This window comes from Prevotella sp. P4-67 (assembly GCF_002251325.1).
Classification (GTDB): domain Bacteria; phylum Bacteroidota; class Bacteroidia; order Bacteroidales; family Bacteroidaceae; genus Prevotella.
This window is the reverse complement of sequence record NZ_NPJL01000068.1, coordinates 122,462-139,727: the sequence shown is the minus strand read 5'-3', so window position 1 is coordinate 139,727 and position 17,266 is coordinate 122,462. Positions and strand designations below refer to the sequence as shown.

The following is a 17,266-nucleotide window of genomic DNA, read 5'->3' as shown; positions in this document are numbered from 1 at the left end:
TTGTAACTTCTCTTTCTGCAAATCGCCTAAAATAAGGCTAAAATAGACAGATAATAAAGGGTAAAACAGCTGTTTCTCCGTCATCAACTTTCAATTTGATAGTGGGTTTTAGTTTTTCAGTGCCCTCATGTGGGAATGTATAGAGTCTATGCACAATGGAGCAATTCTAATCAAAAAGGCTCGACTAATTAAACAAAAAGTGTTATCTTTACATCGTGAACATAAACAATGGCCATTCACCTATGTCCTTGATAAATCATCGTAGGCGTAGTGCTAGATGGCATGGAGCGAGCCAAAAAGTGGGACAATCAGCGGCCCCTCTTTTCTTAGACCGAATAGACATCCAATGCAAGATTACGCCCGTACCCTTCAAGGACATCTCCAAGGTGGAGCCGGGCGAGCCCATCGCCCCGACCTCGATGGCTCAGAACGTGTAGAGGTGCAGCACATCAGCGAAGCCATCGGATACCGCAACCTCGATAGAGGCGATTGGGCTGAGAGAGGACTGTAAGGCAATGGATGGGCTAACACACAACAGAGACTAAATGAGCAATTCTATAGAAATATACCGTTCGGAAGACGGAAGTGTGCAGCTGAATGTAAAGCTGGAAAATGAGACCGTATGGCTGACACAAAACCAGATGGCTGAGTTGTTTAATCGCGATAGAACTAAGAGGGAATAACCATTTTTACCATCAAATGCCAACCAAGACTACACATTATCTGAAATTTATCCAAATAAGTTTTCCTCTCTGAACAATTAGCAGTATCTTTGTGACAGCGATTATCTTACATAAACATAGGGAACCTATGACCGGTCTTCATCCAGAGGGGCATGCGGCAACCGACGACGCTCCCCGCTCCAGCCGTAGATGAAGAACAGCGCATGGAGTCTCTACATATAATAACTACTGCAAACCACATTACTACAGATGTCACGCCTATTGAAACACGGAAGAGTATGGCTCGCCACAGCCCTGTGTCTGCTTGCCACCCTACACATATCTGCCCAGTCGCGCCAGCCCTGGGAGGAATATCTGATGCAGTCGGGGCTGATAGAAGACATCGAGAACGAGGATATCAGCGAGCGCTACGACGAGCTGTGCGAACTCGCTGCCAACCCCATCAACATCAATCACTCTACTCCCGAGCAACTCAGACAGTTGCCCTTTATCACACCCGAAGAGTATCTGCGACTGGTGGAATATATAGATAAGGTGGGCGAGGTGCATACATGGGCCGAGCTGCTGGTGGCCGACATCACCGACAAACGGCGGATGCGGCTCCTGCAATACTTTGCCTATCTCGGTGAACCGGCGAGCAGCAAGAAGGCGTTCTCGCTCAACAATATCCTGAAATACGGCAAGCACGAGGCTATGGGCTACTTCAAACTGCCCTGCTATGACCGTCGCGGTGACGACCATGGCTATCTGGGTTATCCCTACCGCCACTGGGTGAGATATACCTTCAACTACGGACAGGATGTCAAGGTGGGACTTGTGGGCGCGCAGGACGCGGGCGAACCCTTCTTCAGTCAGCCCAACTCTATGGGATACGACTATTACAGTTTCTACATCCAACTGCAGAACCGGGGATGGCTGCGCTCACTGGTGGTGGGACGCTACCGGCTGCGGATAGGGTCGGGACTGGTGATGAACACCAATTACAGCTTCGGCAAACTGTCGGCACTCAACGGCCTGGGGCGCCAGAGTACCGTGATAAGCGGACACTCGTCGCGCTCGGAAGCCAACTATCTGCAGGGAGCCGCTGCCACGATAGACATGAGCAGTCGCATCGAAACCACCCTCTTTGCCTCTCACCGCCTCGTCGATGCTACGCTCAACTCTGACTCGCTCACCGTGGCCACCCTGCTCAAGAGCGGCTACCACCGCACCCAGAGCGAGATAGACCGACGCCACAACACCGCCCAGACGCTATGGGGAGCCAATGTGGCTTATCACCACGGCGGACTGCGACTGGGGCTGACGGGAGTCTACAACAGCTACAACCGACTGCTGCGCCCCGACACCACTGCCCTCTACCGCCGATATGCTCCCACGGGCGACAGGTTCTGGAATATCGGCGCCGAGTACAGCTGGCTGTCACCCCAGTGGGCTTTCTCCGGAGAGACAGCCACGGGCGACGGCGGCGGCATAGCCACCATCAACCGCCTCAGCTTCTCCCCCACCCAGTCGCTGTCGCTCATAGCCATCCAGCGCTTCTACAGCTACCGCTACCATGCCCTCATGGGCCGCTCGTTTGCCGAAGGCACCCAGGTGAGCAATGAGAACGGACTCTACCTCTCTGCCATCTGGCACCTGGCGCGCCACTGGAACCTACTCGCCTATACCGACTATGCCTACTTCACCTGGCCCCGCTACGGCGTGTCCTTCGCCACCCACGCGTCTGACAATCTGGTGCAGATAGAGTATCGCCGTCGGCTGCTCACATGGCAGACGCGCTACCGCATCAAGCTGCGGCAGAAGGACAATGCCACCCATACGGCTCTCGACGACTATGCCACCCACCGCGCACAGACTACGCTCAGCATACAGAGCGGACGATGGACCTCGAAGACACAGATGGGCATGGCCTACAGCACCAAGGGCGAGAGCAGCATGGGATGGAGCGCCGCCGAGCAGATACGCTACGCCGGCAGTTGGCTGCAGCTCTCCGCCACACTCTCCTACTTTGACACCGACGACTACGAAAGCCGCCTCTATGGCTACGAGTACGGACTGCTCTACTCGTTTGCCAATCCTGCATTCTACGGCCACGGCATACGCTACGCACTCACAGCCCGCGCCACACTGTCGCGCAGGGTGATGATAGCGCTCAAGGCAGCCACCACCGACTACTTCGACCGCGACCACATATCGTCGGGCCTGCAGCAGATAGACGCCAGCTCGCAGACCGATATAGAGATGCAGTTGAGAATAAGGTTGTGACAAACAATAAGGAGTGCAATGATGTGGGGAGAAATGTGTGGTCGTGTTGGAGATTCGTACAAAATAAGCCTGTGGCTGTCTCAGCCATATATGGGTCAACAACACTGTGGAGAGATTTAATATAGGATTATCGTGGAGAGTATTTTCTTACGTCATCGTTTCCACATATTGCACTCCTTATGTATTCGTTTTTTTTAAGAGCAAGGCCCACTATTCAGCATAGTGTCCTTGCGTGTTTGTAACTCAGATAAAATATATTCCGATTAGTTAGTGTTTGCATAGGATAACATCATACATCTTTTGTAATTAACTCTTGTGACTGCAAATATACGAAAAACCGCAACACCTGCCAACCCCCCTTTTCCGGCATTATGCCCTGAAAGGGTGAAAAGCCCGACAAGAGGCCGAAAACGGGGATAAAAGGGAAAAAATAACCGTGCAGGTCAAAAAAATCGTGGATAAAAGGTTTACTATTGTGATAAATGACTAACTTTGTATGGTTAAGACAGCCGTCGCACCGTCGCTTAGAGCCATCGGGAGCCATCGCCAAGTCGCTGTCTTGTAGCATCTTACTCTCAATCTGCCGAATATGAACCACGTGAAAAGACATATACACCTATTATCACTCATCGCTGCCTCTCTCCTCTTGGCAGCCTGCAACTGCAGACATACCGACGACACGTTTCAGCAGCAGCGCCACGCGATAGAAGACTCCATCGCCGCCGGCAACGACGACTATGCCATGAAGGCCATCGCCCGGAAGATGGCCGAGGCCGACGACAGCACCACCTACTATCTCTGGCTGTCCACCCTCAACAAGGCTTATTACACCGACATGAAGATAGACTCGATGACCGCCACCCTCGACCGCATAGGAGCCTATCTCGACCGCCATGCCGACCATCACGACCAGGCCACCGACCAGCTGCGCGCCGAGTGGTATCTGGGCAAGGGCGTCTACAACAGCGTGATACTGGGCCGCCCCGACTCGGCACAGGTCTACAACGGCCATGCCATCACCCTGCTGCGACAGACCGACAAGGAGCGCGAACAGATACTCACCGCACTGACCAACCAGGCCGACTATTACCGCCAGATGGGAAGGCTCGACCTCAGCGCCGACTCGTATCTGCAGGCACTCGCGCTCGCCGACTCGATGCAGACCAATCCCAACGCACGCATCGTGGTGATGCTCGGCATCAGCACCGCCTATACCTTCATGGCCGACTACACCAACAGTGACCTGTGGTGGAAGCGCACAGCCAGACTGCTGCCCCACATGCAGCAGGGCGACCGCTTCATCTACTACAACAACCGGGGCAATGACTATTATCTGCAGGACAACTACCGACGGGCTCTGCCCTACTTCCTCAAGGCTGCCCAGCTGGTCAAGGACGACCCCAAGCGAGAGTGGGACTACTACACCGTGCAGGCCAACCTGGGCGAGACCTATGCCTGTCTGGGCAAGGCAGCGCCCGCCAAAGCCGCCATACACCAGGCCGACAGCTTCTTCCGCAAGGTGGGCTTTGACATCGGCCTCTACTACACCCACACCTCTGAGATGAACATCGCCATGCTCGAAGGCCATCACGCCCTGGCGCTGGGCATAGCCCGCGAGAGCGACACGCCACAATACATGATACCCGCCGCCATCGTGCAGAGGCTCAAGGCCAAGGAGAATGTGTTCCAGCAGATGGGCAGATACGACGAAGCCTACACCGCCCACCGACAGATGCACACCATCAACGACTCTCTGCAGACCGCCAACATCCAGATGCGTATGAATGCCAATATGCTCAGATACCGCCACGACAAGCAGATAGCCGAGCAACAGCACATCATAGACCACCAGCGCTATCTCGGCGCACTGGCATGGGGACTCTTCCTCTTCGCCGTAGTGGTCATCCTCGCCATGTGCTTCGCCATCGTGCTGCTGCGCCGTCGCCGACAGATGCGCGAGATGAAGGCACGCCAGGAGATGCTCAAGCTGCGCATGAAGAACACCCGCAACCGCATATCGCCCCACTTCATCTACAACGCGCTCAACCACGAGATGCTCGCCCAGATGAACGGACACGAGGTCAACCTCAACACCCTCACCCAGCTGCTGCGCCGAGGCGTGGAGCGTGCCGACGCACTCATGAGCACCCTCAACGAGGAGATGGAGTTTGTGGGCTACTACGTCAACATCGAAGCCAAGCAGATGGGCGACAACTTCAGCTACACCACCCACGTGGCACCCGATGTGGATGCCGACCGCGTGCGGCTGCCAGCCATGGTGATACAGATATTCGCCGAAAACGCCATCAAGCACGGACTGCGCCCGCTCAAGGCCGACTCTCCCCGACTGCTCGACATCAGCGTGACACGCGAGCAGACCATGACCCGCATCGAGGTCAAGGACAACGGAGTGGGACTCACCGCCGGCAGCGTGGGCGAGCATACCGGCATGAAGGTGGTGCGCCAGACCATACAGATACTCAACGACCACAACCGCGAGAAGATTACCTTCGGCGTGACCAATTATAAGGACGACAACGGCATGTCGGGCTGCCGCTCATGGATAATGGTGCCCGACGAGTACAACTATAACTTATAACAGCCATACACTATGTTCGGACGCAAACAGCTCACCTCCGTATACATCGTCGACGACAACAGCGACGCCATCGAAGTGCTGCGCCGCATGCTGGAAAGCCAGTATTCGGTCAAGGTGATAGGCACCAGCACCGATGCCGACACAGCCATAGAAGAAATCATACAGCTGGCTCCCGACCTCATCTTCACCGATGTCGAGATGCCCACCATGACGGGCATACAGCTCTGCCAGCTGCTCCACCAGGAGGTAGACCCCAACACCAAGGTGGTATTCTACACCGGGCACGACAAGTACATGATAGACGCCATACGCCAGAAGGCGTTCGACTATCTGCTCAAGCCGCCATCGCCCCAAGACCTGGCCCAGACCATGACCCGCTTCTATGAAGACAAGCTCGCCAGTCTGCCCCAAGCGGCAGGCCCCGCAGAGCAGCGCCAGCCACGCATACTCGTGGTCAACGCCATGAACGAGCACATCGCTCTGCGCGACGCCGATGTGGCATTCTTCCGCTTCGACGCCGACGGCAAGCACTGGGAGGCGGTATGCACCAACGGCAGCACCTACATCCTGCGCAGCCGCACCAACAGCGACTTCATCCTGCGTTATTCGCCATCGTTTGTGCAAATCCACAAGCGATATATCGTCAACGTGAGCCACATCATGATGATACAAGACAACACCTGCATACTGGGCTATCCCTACGAAGACAACCGCGAGCTCAAGGTGAGCAAGAACTACCGCCGCGACCTCATGGATGCCTTCTATACCTTATAATATATAGTATATCCGCAATCCTACTTACGATTATGGGCAGCCATGGACTTGGCTGCTCATAATCGTAAGTAGGGCCGACATGTTTTTCCACGAATCAAAGGGCATTACCGGGGATAAACGACATAATTCATACTTCTTTGTTCGATTTTTGGGATAATACAAGTGTATAACGAAAAAAAATATTATCTTTGCAAAAGTTTTCTATGGCAATAGTATGAAGGCTTTGATTATCATAGGAATGTTACTGGCCGTCCACACCCCGATTTGGGCGCAGGATAGCATTGCAGCCCCACTCGACACATTGGCCATACAGCCCAAACGCAGTCTGGTAGCCCGACTATTGCAGTATTTTTCCGAGTCCGACAAGCCCAAGCCCGATAAGAAGATAGACTTTGGCATCATTGGCGGTCCGCACTACGCCTCTGACACAGGACTGGGCGTGGGCCTGGTGGCATCGGCACTTTATTCCACCAACCGCTCCGACAGCACCCTCAAACTCTCCAACGCCTCTCTCTATAGCGACGTTTCCACCAAGGGATTTCTGATGATAGGCCTACGAGGCAACACCTTCCTGCCCCACAGACACTATCGGATCGACTACCGACTCTATGTCTACACCTTCCCTTCCTACCTATGGGGCTTTAACTTTCCGCAGAGCGACAACAACGACAACAAGAGCAAGTACAACCGGACCAAGTTTGAGGTGATGGCACGTTTTCTTGTGCCGCTCAACCGTTACACCTATCTCGGTCCCATTGTGCGTTACCAATACGTACACGCCTACAAGCTCAAGAACCGCGCTCCTCAACTGCTGGCCGGACAACCGCTCACGGTGAGCGACGTGTCGGTGGGATTGAGCTATACGTTTGACTCGCGCGACTTCATGCTCAACGCTTCTCGAGGCTGGTTTGTCCAGGCCGACCTCACAGCCAACCCTACATTCCTGGGCAACAACGACACCTACTGGTCGGGCGAGTTGCAAGTGTCGACCTATCGCCGTGCCTGGAGAGGTGCCGTCATTGCGGGCGAATTTCACACACGACAATCGGCAGGCCACGTGCCCTGGCCCATGCTCTCTGATGTGGGGTCGAGCAATCGTATGCGCGGCTACTACGAGGGGCGCTATCGCGACAAGAATATCATCGACGCCCAAGTGGAGCTACGCCAGCATATCTGGCATCGCAATGGCATGGTGGTATGGTTGGGCGCCGCCGAAGTGTTTCCCGACTATAGTAGCCTGCGATTCCGACAGATTCTGCCCAACGCTGGCATCGGTTACCGCTGGCAGTTCAAAAAAGGTGTCAACGTGCGACTCGACTATGGGTTCAGCCGCAGAGGCACAGGTTTTATATTCAATATCAATGAGGCATTCTAAGGGTAGCGCAGGATGCCCGGCTTGAGGCTCAATAAAACCAATGTTTATGAAAAAAACATTCTTTCTCATATTTCTTGGGGTACTCATCCTTCCCAACCTGATATTGGCCGTTACCGAGTCGCTCTCATGGAGCGGACGCCTGCTGAATGTGGTGACGCCTCTGGCTGCCTACTGGTTGGTGCTGACTCTCTCGCGCAAGGTGGGGCGCACCATCATCCTGCTCTTTCCTCTGCTATTCTTAGGCGCCTTTCAGATGGTACTCACCTATCTCTATGGGCGCGGACCTATCGCCGTCGACATGTGGCTCAACCTCGTCACCACAAACCCGGGCGAGGTGGGCGAACTGCTCTCACAACTGATGCCTGCCATCGTATGGGTGGTAATCATCTATATCCCCACGCTCACGCTGGCAGCCATACTGTGGCGGCGACACCTATATCTGGACAAGACACTCCTGCGCCGACAGCGCCGACCAGCACTCATAGCCACCGCAAGCACAGCAGTGATCACCACAGTACTCGCGGGAGTCACCCCTTATGCGCCCACGACCGACCTGTTCCCTCTCAATGCCGTATACAACTTTGGCATCGCGCTCACCCGGCAGAAAGCCACCACCGACTATCCCTCGGCATCGGCATCCTTCAGCTACCACGCCCATTACACCTTCACCGACTCCGTGCCTGAGACGCTGGTGCTGGTCATCGGCGAGACCAGCCGTGCCGACAACTGGCAACTGTATGGCTACCACCGACCTACCAACCCACTACTGTCCAAAGCACACGGACTGACAGTCTTCACCGACTACATGAGCCAAAGCAATACCACACACAAGAGCGTACCCATCCTGTTGTCGATGGCCGATGCCGACAACTACGACATACTCTACCACACCAAGGGCATCATGCAGGCATTCAGAGAGGCGGGTTATCACACCGTATTTCTGAGCAACCAACAGCGCAACCACTCCTTGATCGACTACCTCGGCGAGCAGGCCGACTACTGTCTGTTCCTGCGCGACCGTCATCCCGAGACTACCGACGACACCTATCTGCTGACACCACTGCAGCAACAACTGACAGCACATCGAGGCCAACGCCTGTTTGTGGTACTCCATACCTATGGCTCTCATTTCAACTACGCAGACCGCTACCCCAAGGCCGCACGCATCTTTACCCCCGACCATTATGACGGTGCCAAACGGTCATACCGACAGCAGCTCATCAACGCCTACGACAACACCATTCGCCATACCGACCTGCTGCTCAGCCAGGTGATGACGGCGCTCGAAGGTACAGGCGGCTGTACGGCGATGATGTATACGTCAGACCATGGCGAAGACATCTTCGACGACCATCGCAATCTCTTCCTCCACGCCTCACCGTTCCCATCCTACTGGCAGCTCCATGTGCCTCTCGTGGTGTGGACCTCACCCGTCTACCAGCAGCACCATGCCGACATCGTGACACACCTTGCCGCCAACAGGCATCGCCCTGCCGAGAGCAACAGCGTGTTTCATACTCTGCTATCTATGGGCGGTGTAGCCACACGCTACCGCAACGACTCACTGTCGTTGGCCAGCCAGTCATATACAGACCACCCCCGCCTCTTCATCGACGATCACAACCAGCCACGCACCTACGATGCGTGTATGCAACCCATCGACATGGAGCAGATGAAGAAGAGGATGAAATAACAAGCACCCGTCGCCATGAGCGAGCCAACCATAGACAACTCTAAAATGAAAGGAAAACAGAGTATGAAGAAAATAATTCTTGGAGTCACCCTCATCATGGGAATGGCCGTTGTGGTAAAGGCCGACTATAGAAGTGAACAAGACACGCTACAGACAGACTACGATAGCGCTCTGTACTCCAAAACCGTACTCATCAAGTACGGCGATATGAACCAATGGGTCACACGCCAAGTGAAAGAGAGCGCCATCATCGGCGGACAACTGAAGACACTCTATGAGATTGCACCCACAAAAACATGGAAGCGAAATACACCTTATGTCAACTGGGCTGGTTCGCCATGGGGCACATCCAATGTCATGGCCAAGGTGTCGGGCATCATCAAGACCAATCAGTCAGTTTACCGCGACACCCACCCTGGACATGGCTATTGCGCCAAGCTCGTCACCCATATCGAGACGTGCAAGGTGCTGGGTATCGTCAATATCAAGGTGTTGGCTGCCGGAAGCATCTACCTCGGACAGATGCTCGAACCCATCACCTCTACCTCCAACCCCATGGCCAAACTCGATGCGGGCATGCGCTTCACGGCAAGACCCAAGGCGCTGATGTTTGATTATAAGGTGAAGCTCGCAGGCCAGCCCAACCGCATCAAGGAGACAGGTTTCTCTAAGGTGAAGACCGTGCCAGGCATAGACATGTGCGACTGCATCTGCCTGCTGCAGAAACGATGGGAAGACGCCAAGGGCAACCTCTACGCCAAGCGCGTGGGCACCATGGTGGTGCGCTTTGACAACAACACCAACGGATGGGTAGAAGACGCCTCCTTCCCCATCCACTATGGCGACATCACCCACCAGCCGTTCTACAAACCTTACATGGGGCTGATTACTGGCGATGACACCAAGTGGGCCAAGAACTCCAAGGGCAAGATGGTGCCTGTCAAAGAAATAGGATGGGCACACGCCGACGACATCCCTACCCACCTTATTCTGCAGTTTGACTCCAGTCACGGCGGAGCCTACATAGGCTCCATCGGCAACACGCTATGGGTAGACAATGTCAGAATGGCTTATTAACCCAAATAGGTCATAACATAACACCTCAAACGGCCTAATGACTGTTTTGGGGCTTAATATAGCTGGCAATAGTCACCATTCAATTCCTTTATAGAGTGCCATTTTTGTGGTATTATGGTAGATGGGCTTGACAATTATACTGATATTTACAAGAATTGAACGTTAAAGTATACAATTTGCACTGAAAACAATTATGATTTTAGTATCTTTACACTCAAATTATAATGGGCTACCCCTCCCATAGTTAAGCAAGAACATTAAAACAGTATATAGCAAAGAAAGTAAATCAAAAAACCGAAGTAGTTCGAGAAGAAATGCTTGATTTTCAGACTATGACAGATACCTATAATAATCAAGAGAAACAATTGGTAGAAGAACAAGCCCCTATTAATAAGTGGGACAAATCTGTACCAGTAGAAGAAAACCCTTATTATTGGAAAGGTGATCCTATTCGCGGCTTTCTATCTCATAATAGCAGTCATTTGCCTTGTTCCAATGCGGGCTGCCACATCCATAGTCAATATCATGGCCTTGCACATAAACAGGGATGTGCATGGAAAGCACCACAGGAAGTCCCCTTTCCACCTGCTTCTTGAAGAACTTCAGTTGCTCTTCTGTGATTTCAAAGAGAGAACTGTCAATCGTGACAAAATTGATTCCGTTAATGACCTGAGCAGAATAGAGAGGATTCTGGCCTTGGTAGAGAGGCTTCAGGTTGGCCTGCTACCATTTCTCCCTTTGGGCAAAGGACGTTCCTGGTTCGCCCTCATAATGCCAATCATGATTGCCTGCCGTATAAGTCCAATTCAGCCCCGAAGCATCCAGCATGGCTTTGAGATGCTCTACAGAAGCCAGCGAGGGGAAGTTGACAATGTCGCCTCCCAATATGACCAGCGCAGCCTGTTCCTTTTTTGCTTTATCCAACGAACGCAAAAGAGCCCGTTCCCGCCCATTGCTTTTGCCATAATTCTGAGGTTGAACAGCAGCTCCACCCATCCGTCGGGTGTTATCATAGAACTCACGTCCCCGTTCATCCTCAATAGTAAAATGCGTGTCAGCCAAGAACATTACCGTAAAAGTCTTCTCCATGCCTCTCAGATAATAATACACATAGCCGTCCTGAACCGTAATGCTCTCCAACTTCGAACTACGCACTTTACCTTGAGCGCCTGTCAAAAGGCAAGCCACAAGAGAGAGAATACACACCAATGCTCTTTTTATAATTTTCTGTTTTACGTTTGACTTTCGTATATCAAAGATTTCTATCTGCTGTTTCCGTTCTGTTGTAAAGTCGAATTCTGCCTACCTTAACAATGACATTATCGTGTCGGGCTTCATCTCCAGCCTTGTTATGGCACAAAGGCTTGTGCCCATGTCCTTTATGCTGGCACCCATGAGATACACATCATCATCTATAATAAGGAAACGGTCGTGGGATTTGTGAGGCGTCTGCACAAACTCAATCGGCTCGTATTGCCCGTTGTGCTTCTCCAGATCCAACAGGAATTGCTGTGTGTAGCGAGAGTGGATGGTTGCCGAAACCCCTTCAGCCCTCTTGGTCAACAGCAGGAGCACTCTTTCGTCCACAAAGTTATCAATAAGGATGATGCGTTGCTTGGCACTACGAACCAGCTGGGACACATAGCTCCAAGCGTCCCACACGCAACCTGTGGCGAAGACTTGTTCAGGAGTGATGGCAGGAGCAAGCTCGTCCATACGCTTCAGCACCTGTTCCATCTTCTGGTCAGTCAGCATCTGATGATGTTCCAGCCTCTCTATACGCTGAAACATACCGGCATTGGCCGAGAGGAAGCGACGCATGGCTACGAAAGCACGCATGATGCGGATATTCACCTCTATAGCATATTCACTCCTCAAGATACCCGACAACTGGGAGACTCCCTGCTCAGTAAAGACAAAAGGAAGATACTTTGAATGCTGCCCCCTACCGCTCTCTATGGTGCCATTTTGGCACCTTAAAGATTCATACTCTTCTAATGTCAGTTCAAAGATGAAGTCGTCGGGGAAACGTTCTATATTACGCTTCACCTGACGTTTCAACTGTTTGGTTTCCACACCATACATGGCTGCAAGGTCAGCATCGACCATTACATTTACCCCTCGTATAGTATAAATATGAGAACGCACATAGTCCATGCTGAGCCGGTCACCGCATGTCATCACCTTCACCACCTCTGCCTGTCCATCCACAGGAGCACTATTTGTGGCCTTGCATTCTGTATCGCAGACATCACCATTAGCGACCTCCGCATGAGATGTTATATCTTTCTTTGCCATTATTTCCCAACTTTATTGCAAAGATAACACTTTTAATCCACACCTGTCAGCGGACGGGGAGGAAAAAATGGTTCACTATATAACACCCTCTTGTCTTATGTCTGCGTATCTCAGGTAGACAGCACTATGGCGCGCACGCGGTCGAAGCGGCGGGCGGCGAGGTCGGCAGGGTCTATCAGGAAGTCGAGCACGCCGCAGTCCATGAAGTTGAGCGCAAAGTCACTGCCCTCACACGAGTCTATCTGCAGGAGTATCTGCCAGTCCTCGTAGGGATGGTCCCAGGTCTCCCACTCACGGTAGGTAGGCTCGGCCATCACAAAGTGGTCTTCCATACTCTCCTCCATCGTACACTCAATCTTCATCTCATGAAACGCCATGGGGATATCATCGTCGTCGATGAGCACCACCTGCTCCATGTCGCGGGTATCTTCAAAGTAGAAGACCCTCACATCGTCGGTATCGCTGATGGCGCTGCCTATGCTGTCGGTGTCAAAGTAGTTGCCCGTGTAGTGGTCTATCTTGGCAAAAAACGACAGCAGTCCCTTGTGGGGCAGCACCCCTTCGGCGTCCATCTGGGCCAGCTCGCTCAGGTCCAGCTGGCACACAAACACATAGGGCACGTCGTCGCCCTCAAAGTCCTTGTACATGGGATAGTCAAATCCGCGTGGAAGGTCGGGGTTGCCCCAGAAGCGCGATGCGCCGGTGGGCAAGGCTTGGTCAACGGTAGATAATTTGAGTCTTACAGGTTTCATTGCGCGTATAATATAATAAGGTGAAACTTGGGTTATATCTTCGAGGCGATGTGCCGACGGTAGACAGACATGCCGGCACGGTCGAGCACCTGGGCTATGTGGTCCAAACGCTGGCGCTGGGTGGTGGCAGGGTCTTCGCGGCTGTTGTCTTCCTGCATGTGCATACTGCCCTGACCCGTCACGGGCAGATACTCGTCCCAGTAGACAGGCACCTGATGGGTGCGACCGTCGCCGCCCCACTTGCTCACATAGGTCACGCGCTTCTCTACGCGGTAGCCATGGGCAAAGACGGTGACGCGCGTATTGCCGTCGGCTTCGCTCTTGGACTGGGTCTTCAGGATGCAGTCGGTCACACAGCGAGGATGCTTGAAGCGGTCCTGACCCCAGAAGTTGGCCAGCGCCTCGTGCTCCCAGAAGGCGCTGCGGCGCTGCATATCGCGGCCATAGATGTCCTGCTGCGAGCGTATCTGCTGATACATAGGCACACAGAGCAGCGGAGCCAGACAGAAATAGATAGCACGGAAGTAGCCGGCATTGAGGGTGTAGAAGTCGCGCTCGGCCTGGTCGTAGTTGTAGTTGTGATACCTGCGGGGGTCCATGTCGAGATCCATGCTCTGGATATGGTCAGAGATGATGGTATTGATCATGCAGTTTTTGCCGAAATCGAAATCATCACCATATCCCACCTCCTGGTCTCTGAGCAGCTTGAGCATGCTGGACTGGGCGAGAGGCGTGAAAAGCATCGCATATTGCTGGTTGTTGTTGCGGTTGCTGGTGTCAAAGGCCACCTCAAACTCCTCATTGGTGAGCATGGCAAAGTCGCTGTTGTCCAGGTCGCGTGCCTTGTTTCTCAGTTTGCGCCGCTTCCACTTGTAGGAGAGCGAGCCCTCGCGGTTGGCCATACCGCTCTGCTGGCGGTAGAACTTCAGGTCAGGGGCAGCTGTGTTGCCATAGATGAGACGGGTCTTCTCGTAGTATTCGGGATAGGGCGCGCTGACGGTGGCTATGAGGGTCTCAGAGTGGTGCACGGTTTGCATCTTGCCGTCCGACCCTCGCTCACGGGTGGTCCAGTGTATGGTCTTCGAGCCCTGATAGGTCTTGCTGCCCATCTCCATCTTGCGCGTACGGCAGAGCACAAAGGGGTTGCCGTTGATGAGTCCGGAGTGGGAGTAGATGACCGAGCGCTCCTTGTTGAACGAGCCGTCCCAGCCATATATCTCCTGCAGGTCGGCGAGCCGCTGGGTGGTGAAGTAAGGGTCAAACTCCAGTCTGGGCACCGTCTGGGTCATCATGCGCATCAGCACATCCCAGTCGTAGAGCCGGTTGAGGGGCTCCATCTGGCGCCACGCCTCAGCCCTGTACTGCTCTGCCTTGTCCTGCAGATTGTCGCGCTCGTCCTTCAACTGCGACAGTCGGGGGTGCACCTTGGCCAGCAGCAGTATCAATGCCACCACCATGGCCAGACCTATGCCCACCACATACCACGAGTCTATCACCTGCCACTGGGAGTAGAGCACCCATCCGCCTACGGCCAGTCCGCACCAGAGGACGACGCATAAGAAGGTGGTCCAGTTGATGCTCGACTTCACCGAACCCAGTTCGTCCTCGGTCATATCCAGCAGACGACAGGTCTCACGGTTGGCAGCCACGTTCACATTGGCCTCGCGGGCGAGCTGGGCAAAGGTCTCCTTGGCTACCTGCTCAAAGCGCGGACGGAACTTGCCTGCATACTCGTCCAGGGGGTCATAGATATCCTCTGTCATAGCCCCCGGCTTAGAAGAACTTGCTGCGGGCCATCTCGCGGGTCTCTGCCGACGCGGTGAAAGGTATACGTGTGGTATATCCCTGTCGTGCAGCCACTATCATCTTGGTAGGCCAGGAGAAGAGGTCGGTGTTCCACTGGGTCACACGGCTGTTGTAGACCGTGCGGGCAGCCGTAATCTCACGCTGCAGATAGTTGTTCTGCTGCATGGCGTCGGCTATGGCCTGGTGGGCCTTCAGGTCGGGATAAGCCTCAACCTGGGGGAAGAGACGGCCACAAGCCATATTGAGCTGGCTGTTGACGTCGCTGCGGTTGGCCTCGTTAACCTTGCCGCCACGCAGGGCAGCAACGGCCTTCATCACGTCCTTGTCCAGGTCTATGGCGCGGTTTACCAGTCCCACCACGTTCTGCAGTATCTGCACGCGCTGCTCCAGATAGTTGTCTATATTGGATGCCTCGGCCTGGATGCGCTGCTCGAGCTTGAGAAAATAGTTGCGCGCCGAAATCTTCATGAAGATGAATACCACTCCTGGCAGCACGCCTGCCACGCAGCCGCCGATGGCCACGGTGGTGGGGTCGGCCAGCTGGTCGCCCATAGCCAGCACGTAGATGAGGGTGAGCAGCGGGAGAGTCACCCACAAGGCTATCTCGAAGAGGGTGGAACGGAAAGTGATGGTCACTGGGAGCTGACGGTCTATCACATGTACATCACGGCCATTGTCGTTGACCGGACCTTGGGTCTCGTCTAATAAGTTTGCCATAATCGTTGAAGGTTATTTAATGATTTTAATTTACGGTTTCTATACCTTATATAATATATTCACTCCTTGATTTCGGTAGATAACAGTTGCAAATATAGCTCTAATCGCCCATAATACAAAAAAAATCGGTCGATTTCGTTCCGGCGGCGCCGTTTTTCTACTTCTTGCGGATGATGGTGAGTCCGTCGCGTATGGGCAGAATGACCTTTTCCACACGGGTGTCGCGGGCTATATAGTCGTTGAAGGTGTCTATGCCGTGGGTCTGGCTGTCTTTGGCGTAGGCGGGGTCTACCACATGTCCGTCCCACAGGGTATTGTCGGCGATGATGTAGCCGCCCTGCCTGATGATGGGCAGCAGCGTGTCGAAGGTCTCGCGGTAGGTGCGCTTGTCGCCGTCGACAAAGGCCATGTCGAACATGATGCCCAGTCGGGGTGCCTCGACATTGGCGTCGCCTATGCGGAAGTCTATGCGGTCGGCCACGGGCGACCCTTCTATCCACTTTCGGGTGAAGTCTTCCATCTCGTCGTTGATTTCAAAGGTATATACCTTGCCGCCCTCGCCCAGTCCCTCTGCCATGCAGATGGCGCTGTAGCCGCTGAATGTGCCCACCTCAAGTATGCGCTGCGGGCGTATCATCTCTACGAGCATCTTGAGCAGACGGCCCTGGAGATGGCCCGAGGCCATGCGGCCGTGCACGGTATGGATGTTGGTGGCACGCCAGAGGCGGTAGAGATAGTCTCCCTCAGGGTCTATATGCTGTCGGATATACTGGTCTATGGTCATTTGGCTTTCAAGGCTTCGATGGCGAGACGATAGGAGTCGAGTCCGAACCCTGCTATCACTCCCCGGCAGGCTGAAGATATCATGGAGTGGTGGCGGAACTCTTCGCGCTGGTGTACATTGCTGATATGCACCTCGACGACGGGTGCCTGGATGGAGCGGATGCAGTCGTGCAGAGCCACACTGGTGTGGGTATAGGCGCCGGCATTGAGCACGATGCCGTCACAGTCGAAGCCCACTTCCTGCATACGGTCTATGAGATAGCCCTCGACATTGCTCTGATAGTAGTCTATCTCTATCTCGGGATAGAGGGTACGCAGATGGGCAAGATAGTCGTCAAAGGAGTCGTGGCCGTAGATGCCTGGCTCTCTGATACCGAGCAGATTGAGGTTGGGGCCATTGATAATTTGTATTTTCATCGTCGTAGCGTATTGGGGGATGATGCT

Annotated in this window: 15 protein-coding genes and 1 pseudogene; 8 read left to right on the top strand and 8 right to left on the bottom strand. The window is 53.8% G+C overall.

Features of this window, described 5'->3' with window-relative positions; translation table 11 throughout:
* Positions 1–284 precede the first annotated feature (284 nt).
* A pseudogene (locus CIK92_RS13930) lies at positions 285–511 on the top strand (hypothetical protein); the annotation flags it as partial.
* 433 nt (positions 512–944) lie between these two features.
* Positions 945–2,948 (top strand): hypothetical protein, encoded by a 2,004-nt coding sequence (locus CIK92_RS12445; RefSeq protein WP_094389275.1) that lies wholly within the window; start codon positions 945–947, stop codon positions 2,946–2,948.
* Positions 2,949–3,237: 289 nt separating this feature from the next.
* On the opposite strand, the gene CIK92_RS13855 is transcribed toward CIK92_RS12445, so the two are convergent.
* Positions 3,238–3,516, bottom strand: coding sequence for a hypothetical protein (locus tag CIK92_RS13855; protein ID WP_094389274.1), 279 nt, complete (start codon positions 3,514–3,516; stop codon positions 3,238–3,240).
* A 21-nt stretch (positions 3,517–3,537) separates the two neighbouring features.
* Between CIK92_RS13855 and CIK92_RS12435 the strand changes: the two genes are divergently transcribed.
* The 6 genes from CIK92_RS12435 (at position 3,538) to CIK92_RS13540 (ending at position 11,062) form a co-directional block, all read left to right on the top strand.
* Positions 3,538–5,547, top strand: coding sequence for a histidine kinase (locus CIK92_RS12435; RefSeq protein ID WP_094389273.1), 2,010 nt, complete (start codon positions 3,538–3,540; stop codon positions 5,545–5,547).
* 12 nt (positions 5,548–5,559) lie between these two features.
* A complete protein-coding gene (locus CIK92_RS12430) occupies positions 5,560–6,321 on the top strand; it encodes a LytTR family DNA-binding domain-containing protein (protein WP_022309537.1) in 762 nt (253 codons plus the stop codon).
* 214 nt (positions 6,322–6,535) lie between these two features.
* Positions 6,536–7,696 carry a BamA/TamA family outer membrane protein gene (locus tag CIK92_RS12425; RefSeq protein ID WP_022310908.1) on the top strand — a complete coding sequence of 387 codons (1,161 nt, stop codon included), beginning with the start codon at positions 6,536–6,538 and terminating at the stop codon, positions 7,694–7,696.
* Between the two features lie 46 nt (positions 7,697–7,742).
* Complete coding sequence (locus tag CIK92_RS12420; protein WP_158214797.1) at positions 7,743–9,389, top strand: phosphoethanolamine transferase; 1,647 nt, start codon at positions 7,743–7,745, stop codon at positions 9,387–9,389.
* Positions 9,390–9,452: 63 nt separating this feature from the next.
* Positions 9,453–10,466, top strand: coding sequence for a PCMD domain-containing protein (locus CIK92_RS12415; RefSeq protein ID WP_254046093.1), 1,014 nt, complete (start codon positions 9,453–9,455; stop codon positions 10,464–10,466).
* Between the two features lie 332 nt (positions 10,467–10,798).
* Entirely contained in the window at positions 10,799–11,062 is a 264-nt protein-coding gene (locus CIK92_RS13540; RefSeq protein WP_144008227.1) for a hypothetical protein, read from the top strand.
* Positions 11,063–11,189: 127 nt separating this feature from the next.
* Here CIK92_RS13540 and CIK92_RS12410 read toward each other — a convergent pair whose 3' ends face one another.
* The 7 genes from CIK92_RS12410 to aroQ form a co-directional block, all read right to left on the bottom strand.
* A complete protein-coding gene (locus tag CIK92_RS12410; RefSeq protein WP_144008228.1) occupies positions 11,190–11,555 on the bottom strand; it encodes a metallophosphoesterase in 366 nt (121 codons plus the stop codon).
* 213 nt (positions 11,556–11,768) lie between these two features.
* Positions 11,769–12,764 (bottom strand): ORF6N domain-containing protein, encoded by a 996-nt coding sequence (locus CIK92_RS12405; protein WP_216822226.1) that lies wholly within the window; start codon positions 12,762–12,764, stop codon positions 11,769–11,771.
* Between the two features lie 110 nt (positions 12,765–12,874).
* Positions 12,875–13,516 (bottom strand): YwqG family protein, encoded by a 642-nt coding sequence (locus CIK92_RS12400; protein WP_022310913.1) that lies wholly within the window; start codon positions 13,514–13,516, stop codon positions 12,875–12,877.
* Positions 13,517–13,548: 32 nt separating this feature from the next.
* Positions 13,549–15,279 carry an MAG1210 family protein gene (locus CIK92_RS12395; protein WP_094389271.1) on the bottom strand — a complete coding sequence of 577 codons (1,731 nt, stop codon included), beginning with the start codon at positions 15,277–15,279 and terminating at the stop codon, positions 13,549–13,551.
* A 10-nt stretch (positions 15,280–15,289) separates the two neighbouring features.
* A complete protein-coding gene (locus CIK92_RS12390) occupies positions 15,290–16,039 on the bottom strand; it encodes a LemA family protein (RefSeq protein WP_022310915.1) in 750 nt (249 codons plus the stop codon).
* A 157-nt stretch (positions 16,040–16,196) separates the two neighbouring features.
* Positions 16,197–16,823 (bottom strand): O-methyltransferase, encoded by a 627-nt coding sequence (locus CIK92_RS12385; RefSeq protein ID WP_094389270.1) that lies wholly within the window; start codon positions 16,821–16,823, stop codon positions 16,197–16,199.
* Positions 16,820–17,239 carry a type II 3-dehydroquinate dehydratase gene (aroQ, locus tag CIK92_RS12380; protein ID WP_022310917.1) on the bottom strand — a complete coding sequence of 140 codons (420 nt, stop codon included), beginning with the start codon at positions 17,237–17,239 and terminating at the stop codon, positions 16,820–16,822. The genes CIK92_RS12385 and aroQ overlap by 4 nt, the downstream gene beginning before the upstream one ends.
* Between the last annotated feature and the right edge of the window lie 27 nt (positions 17,240–17,266).

Bases quoted from the DNA above. Each gene is read 5' to 3' on its own strand.
- CIK92_RS13855 (WP_094389274.1), bottom strand. From the start codon at position 3,516: ATGCTACAAGACAGCGACTTGGCGATGGCTCCCGATGGCTCTAAGCGA.
- CIK92_RS12435 (WP_094389273.1), top strand. From the start codon at position 3,538: ATGAACCACGTGAAAAGACATATACACCTATTATCACTCATCGCTGCC.
- CIK92_RS12430 (WP_022309537.1), top strand. From the start codon at position 5,560: ATGTTCGGACGCAAACAGCTCACCTCCGTATACATCGTCGACGACAAC.
- CIK92_RS12425 (WP_022310908.1), top strand. From the start codon at position 6,536: ATGAAGGCTTTGATTATCATAGGAATGTTACTGGCCGTCCACACCCCG.
- CIK92_RS12420 (WP_158214797.1), top strand. From the start codon at position 7,743: ATGAAAAAAACATTCTTTCTCATATTTCTTGGGGTACTCATCCTTCCC.
- CIK92_RS12415 (WP_254046093.1), top strand. From the start codon at position 9,453: ATGAAGAAAATAATTCTTGGAGTCACCCTCATCATGGGAATGGCCGTT.
- CIK92_RS13540 (WP_144008227.1), top strand. From the start codon at position 10,799: ATGACAGATACCTATAATAATCAAGAGAAACAATTGGTAGAAGAACAA.
- CIK92_RS12410 (WP_144008228.1), bottom strand. From the start codon at position 11,555: ATGGAGAAGACTTTTACGGTAATGTTCTTGGCTGACACGCATTTTACT.
- CIK92_RS12405 (WP_216822226.1), bottom strand. From the start codon at position 12,764: ATGGCAAAGAAAGATATAACATCTCATGCGGAGGTCGCTAATGGTGAT.
- CIK92_RS12400 (WP_022310913.1), bottom strand. From the start codon at position 13,516: ATGAAACCTGTAAGACTCAAATTATCTACCGTTGACCAAGCCTTGCCC.
- CIK92_RS12395 (WP_094389271.1), bottom strand. From the start codon at position 15,279: ATGACAGAGGATATCTATGACCCCCTGGACGAGTATGCAGGCAAGTTC.
- CIK92_RS12390 (WP_022310915.1), bottom strand. From the start codon at position 16,039: ATGGCAAACTTATTAGACGAGACCCAAGGTCCGGTCAACGACAATGGC.
- CIK92_RS12385 (WP_094389270.1), bottom strand. From the start codon at position 16,823: ATGACCATAGACCAGTATATCCGACAGCATATAGACCCTGAGGGAGAC.
- aroQ (WP_022310917.1), bottom strand. From the start codon at position 17,239: ATGAAAATACAAATTATCAATGGCCCCAACCTCAATCTGCTCGGTATC.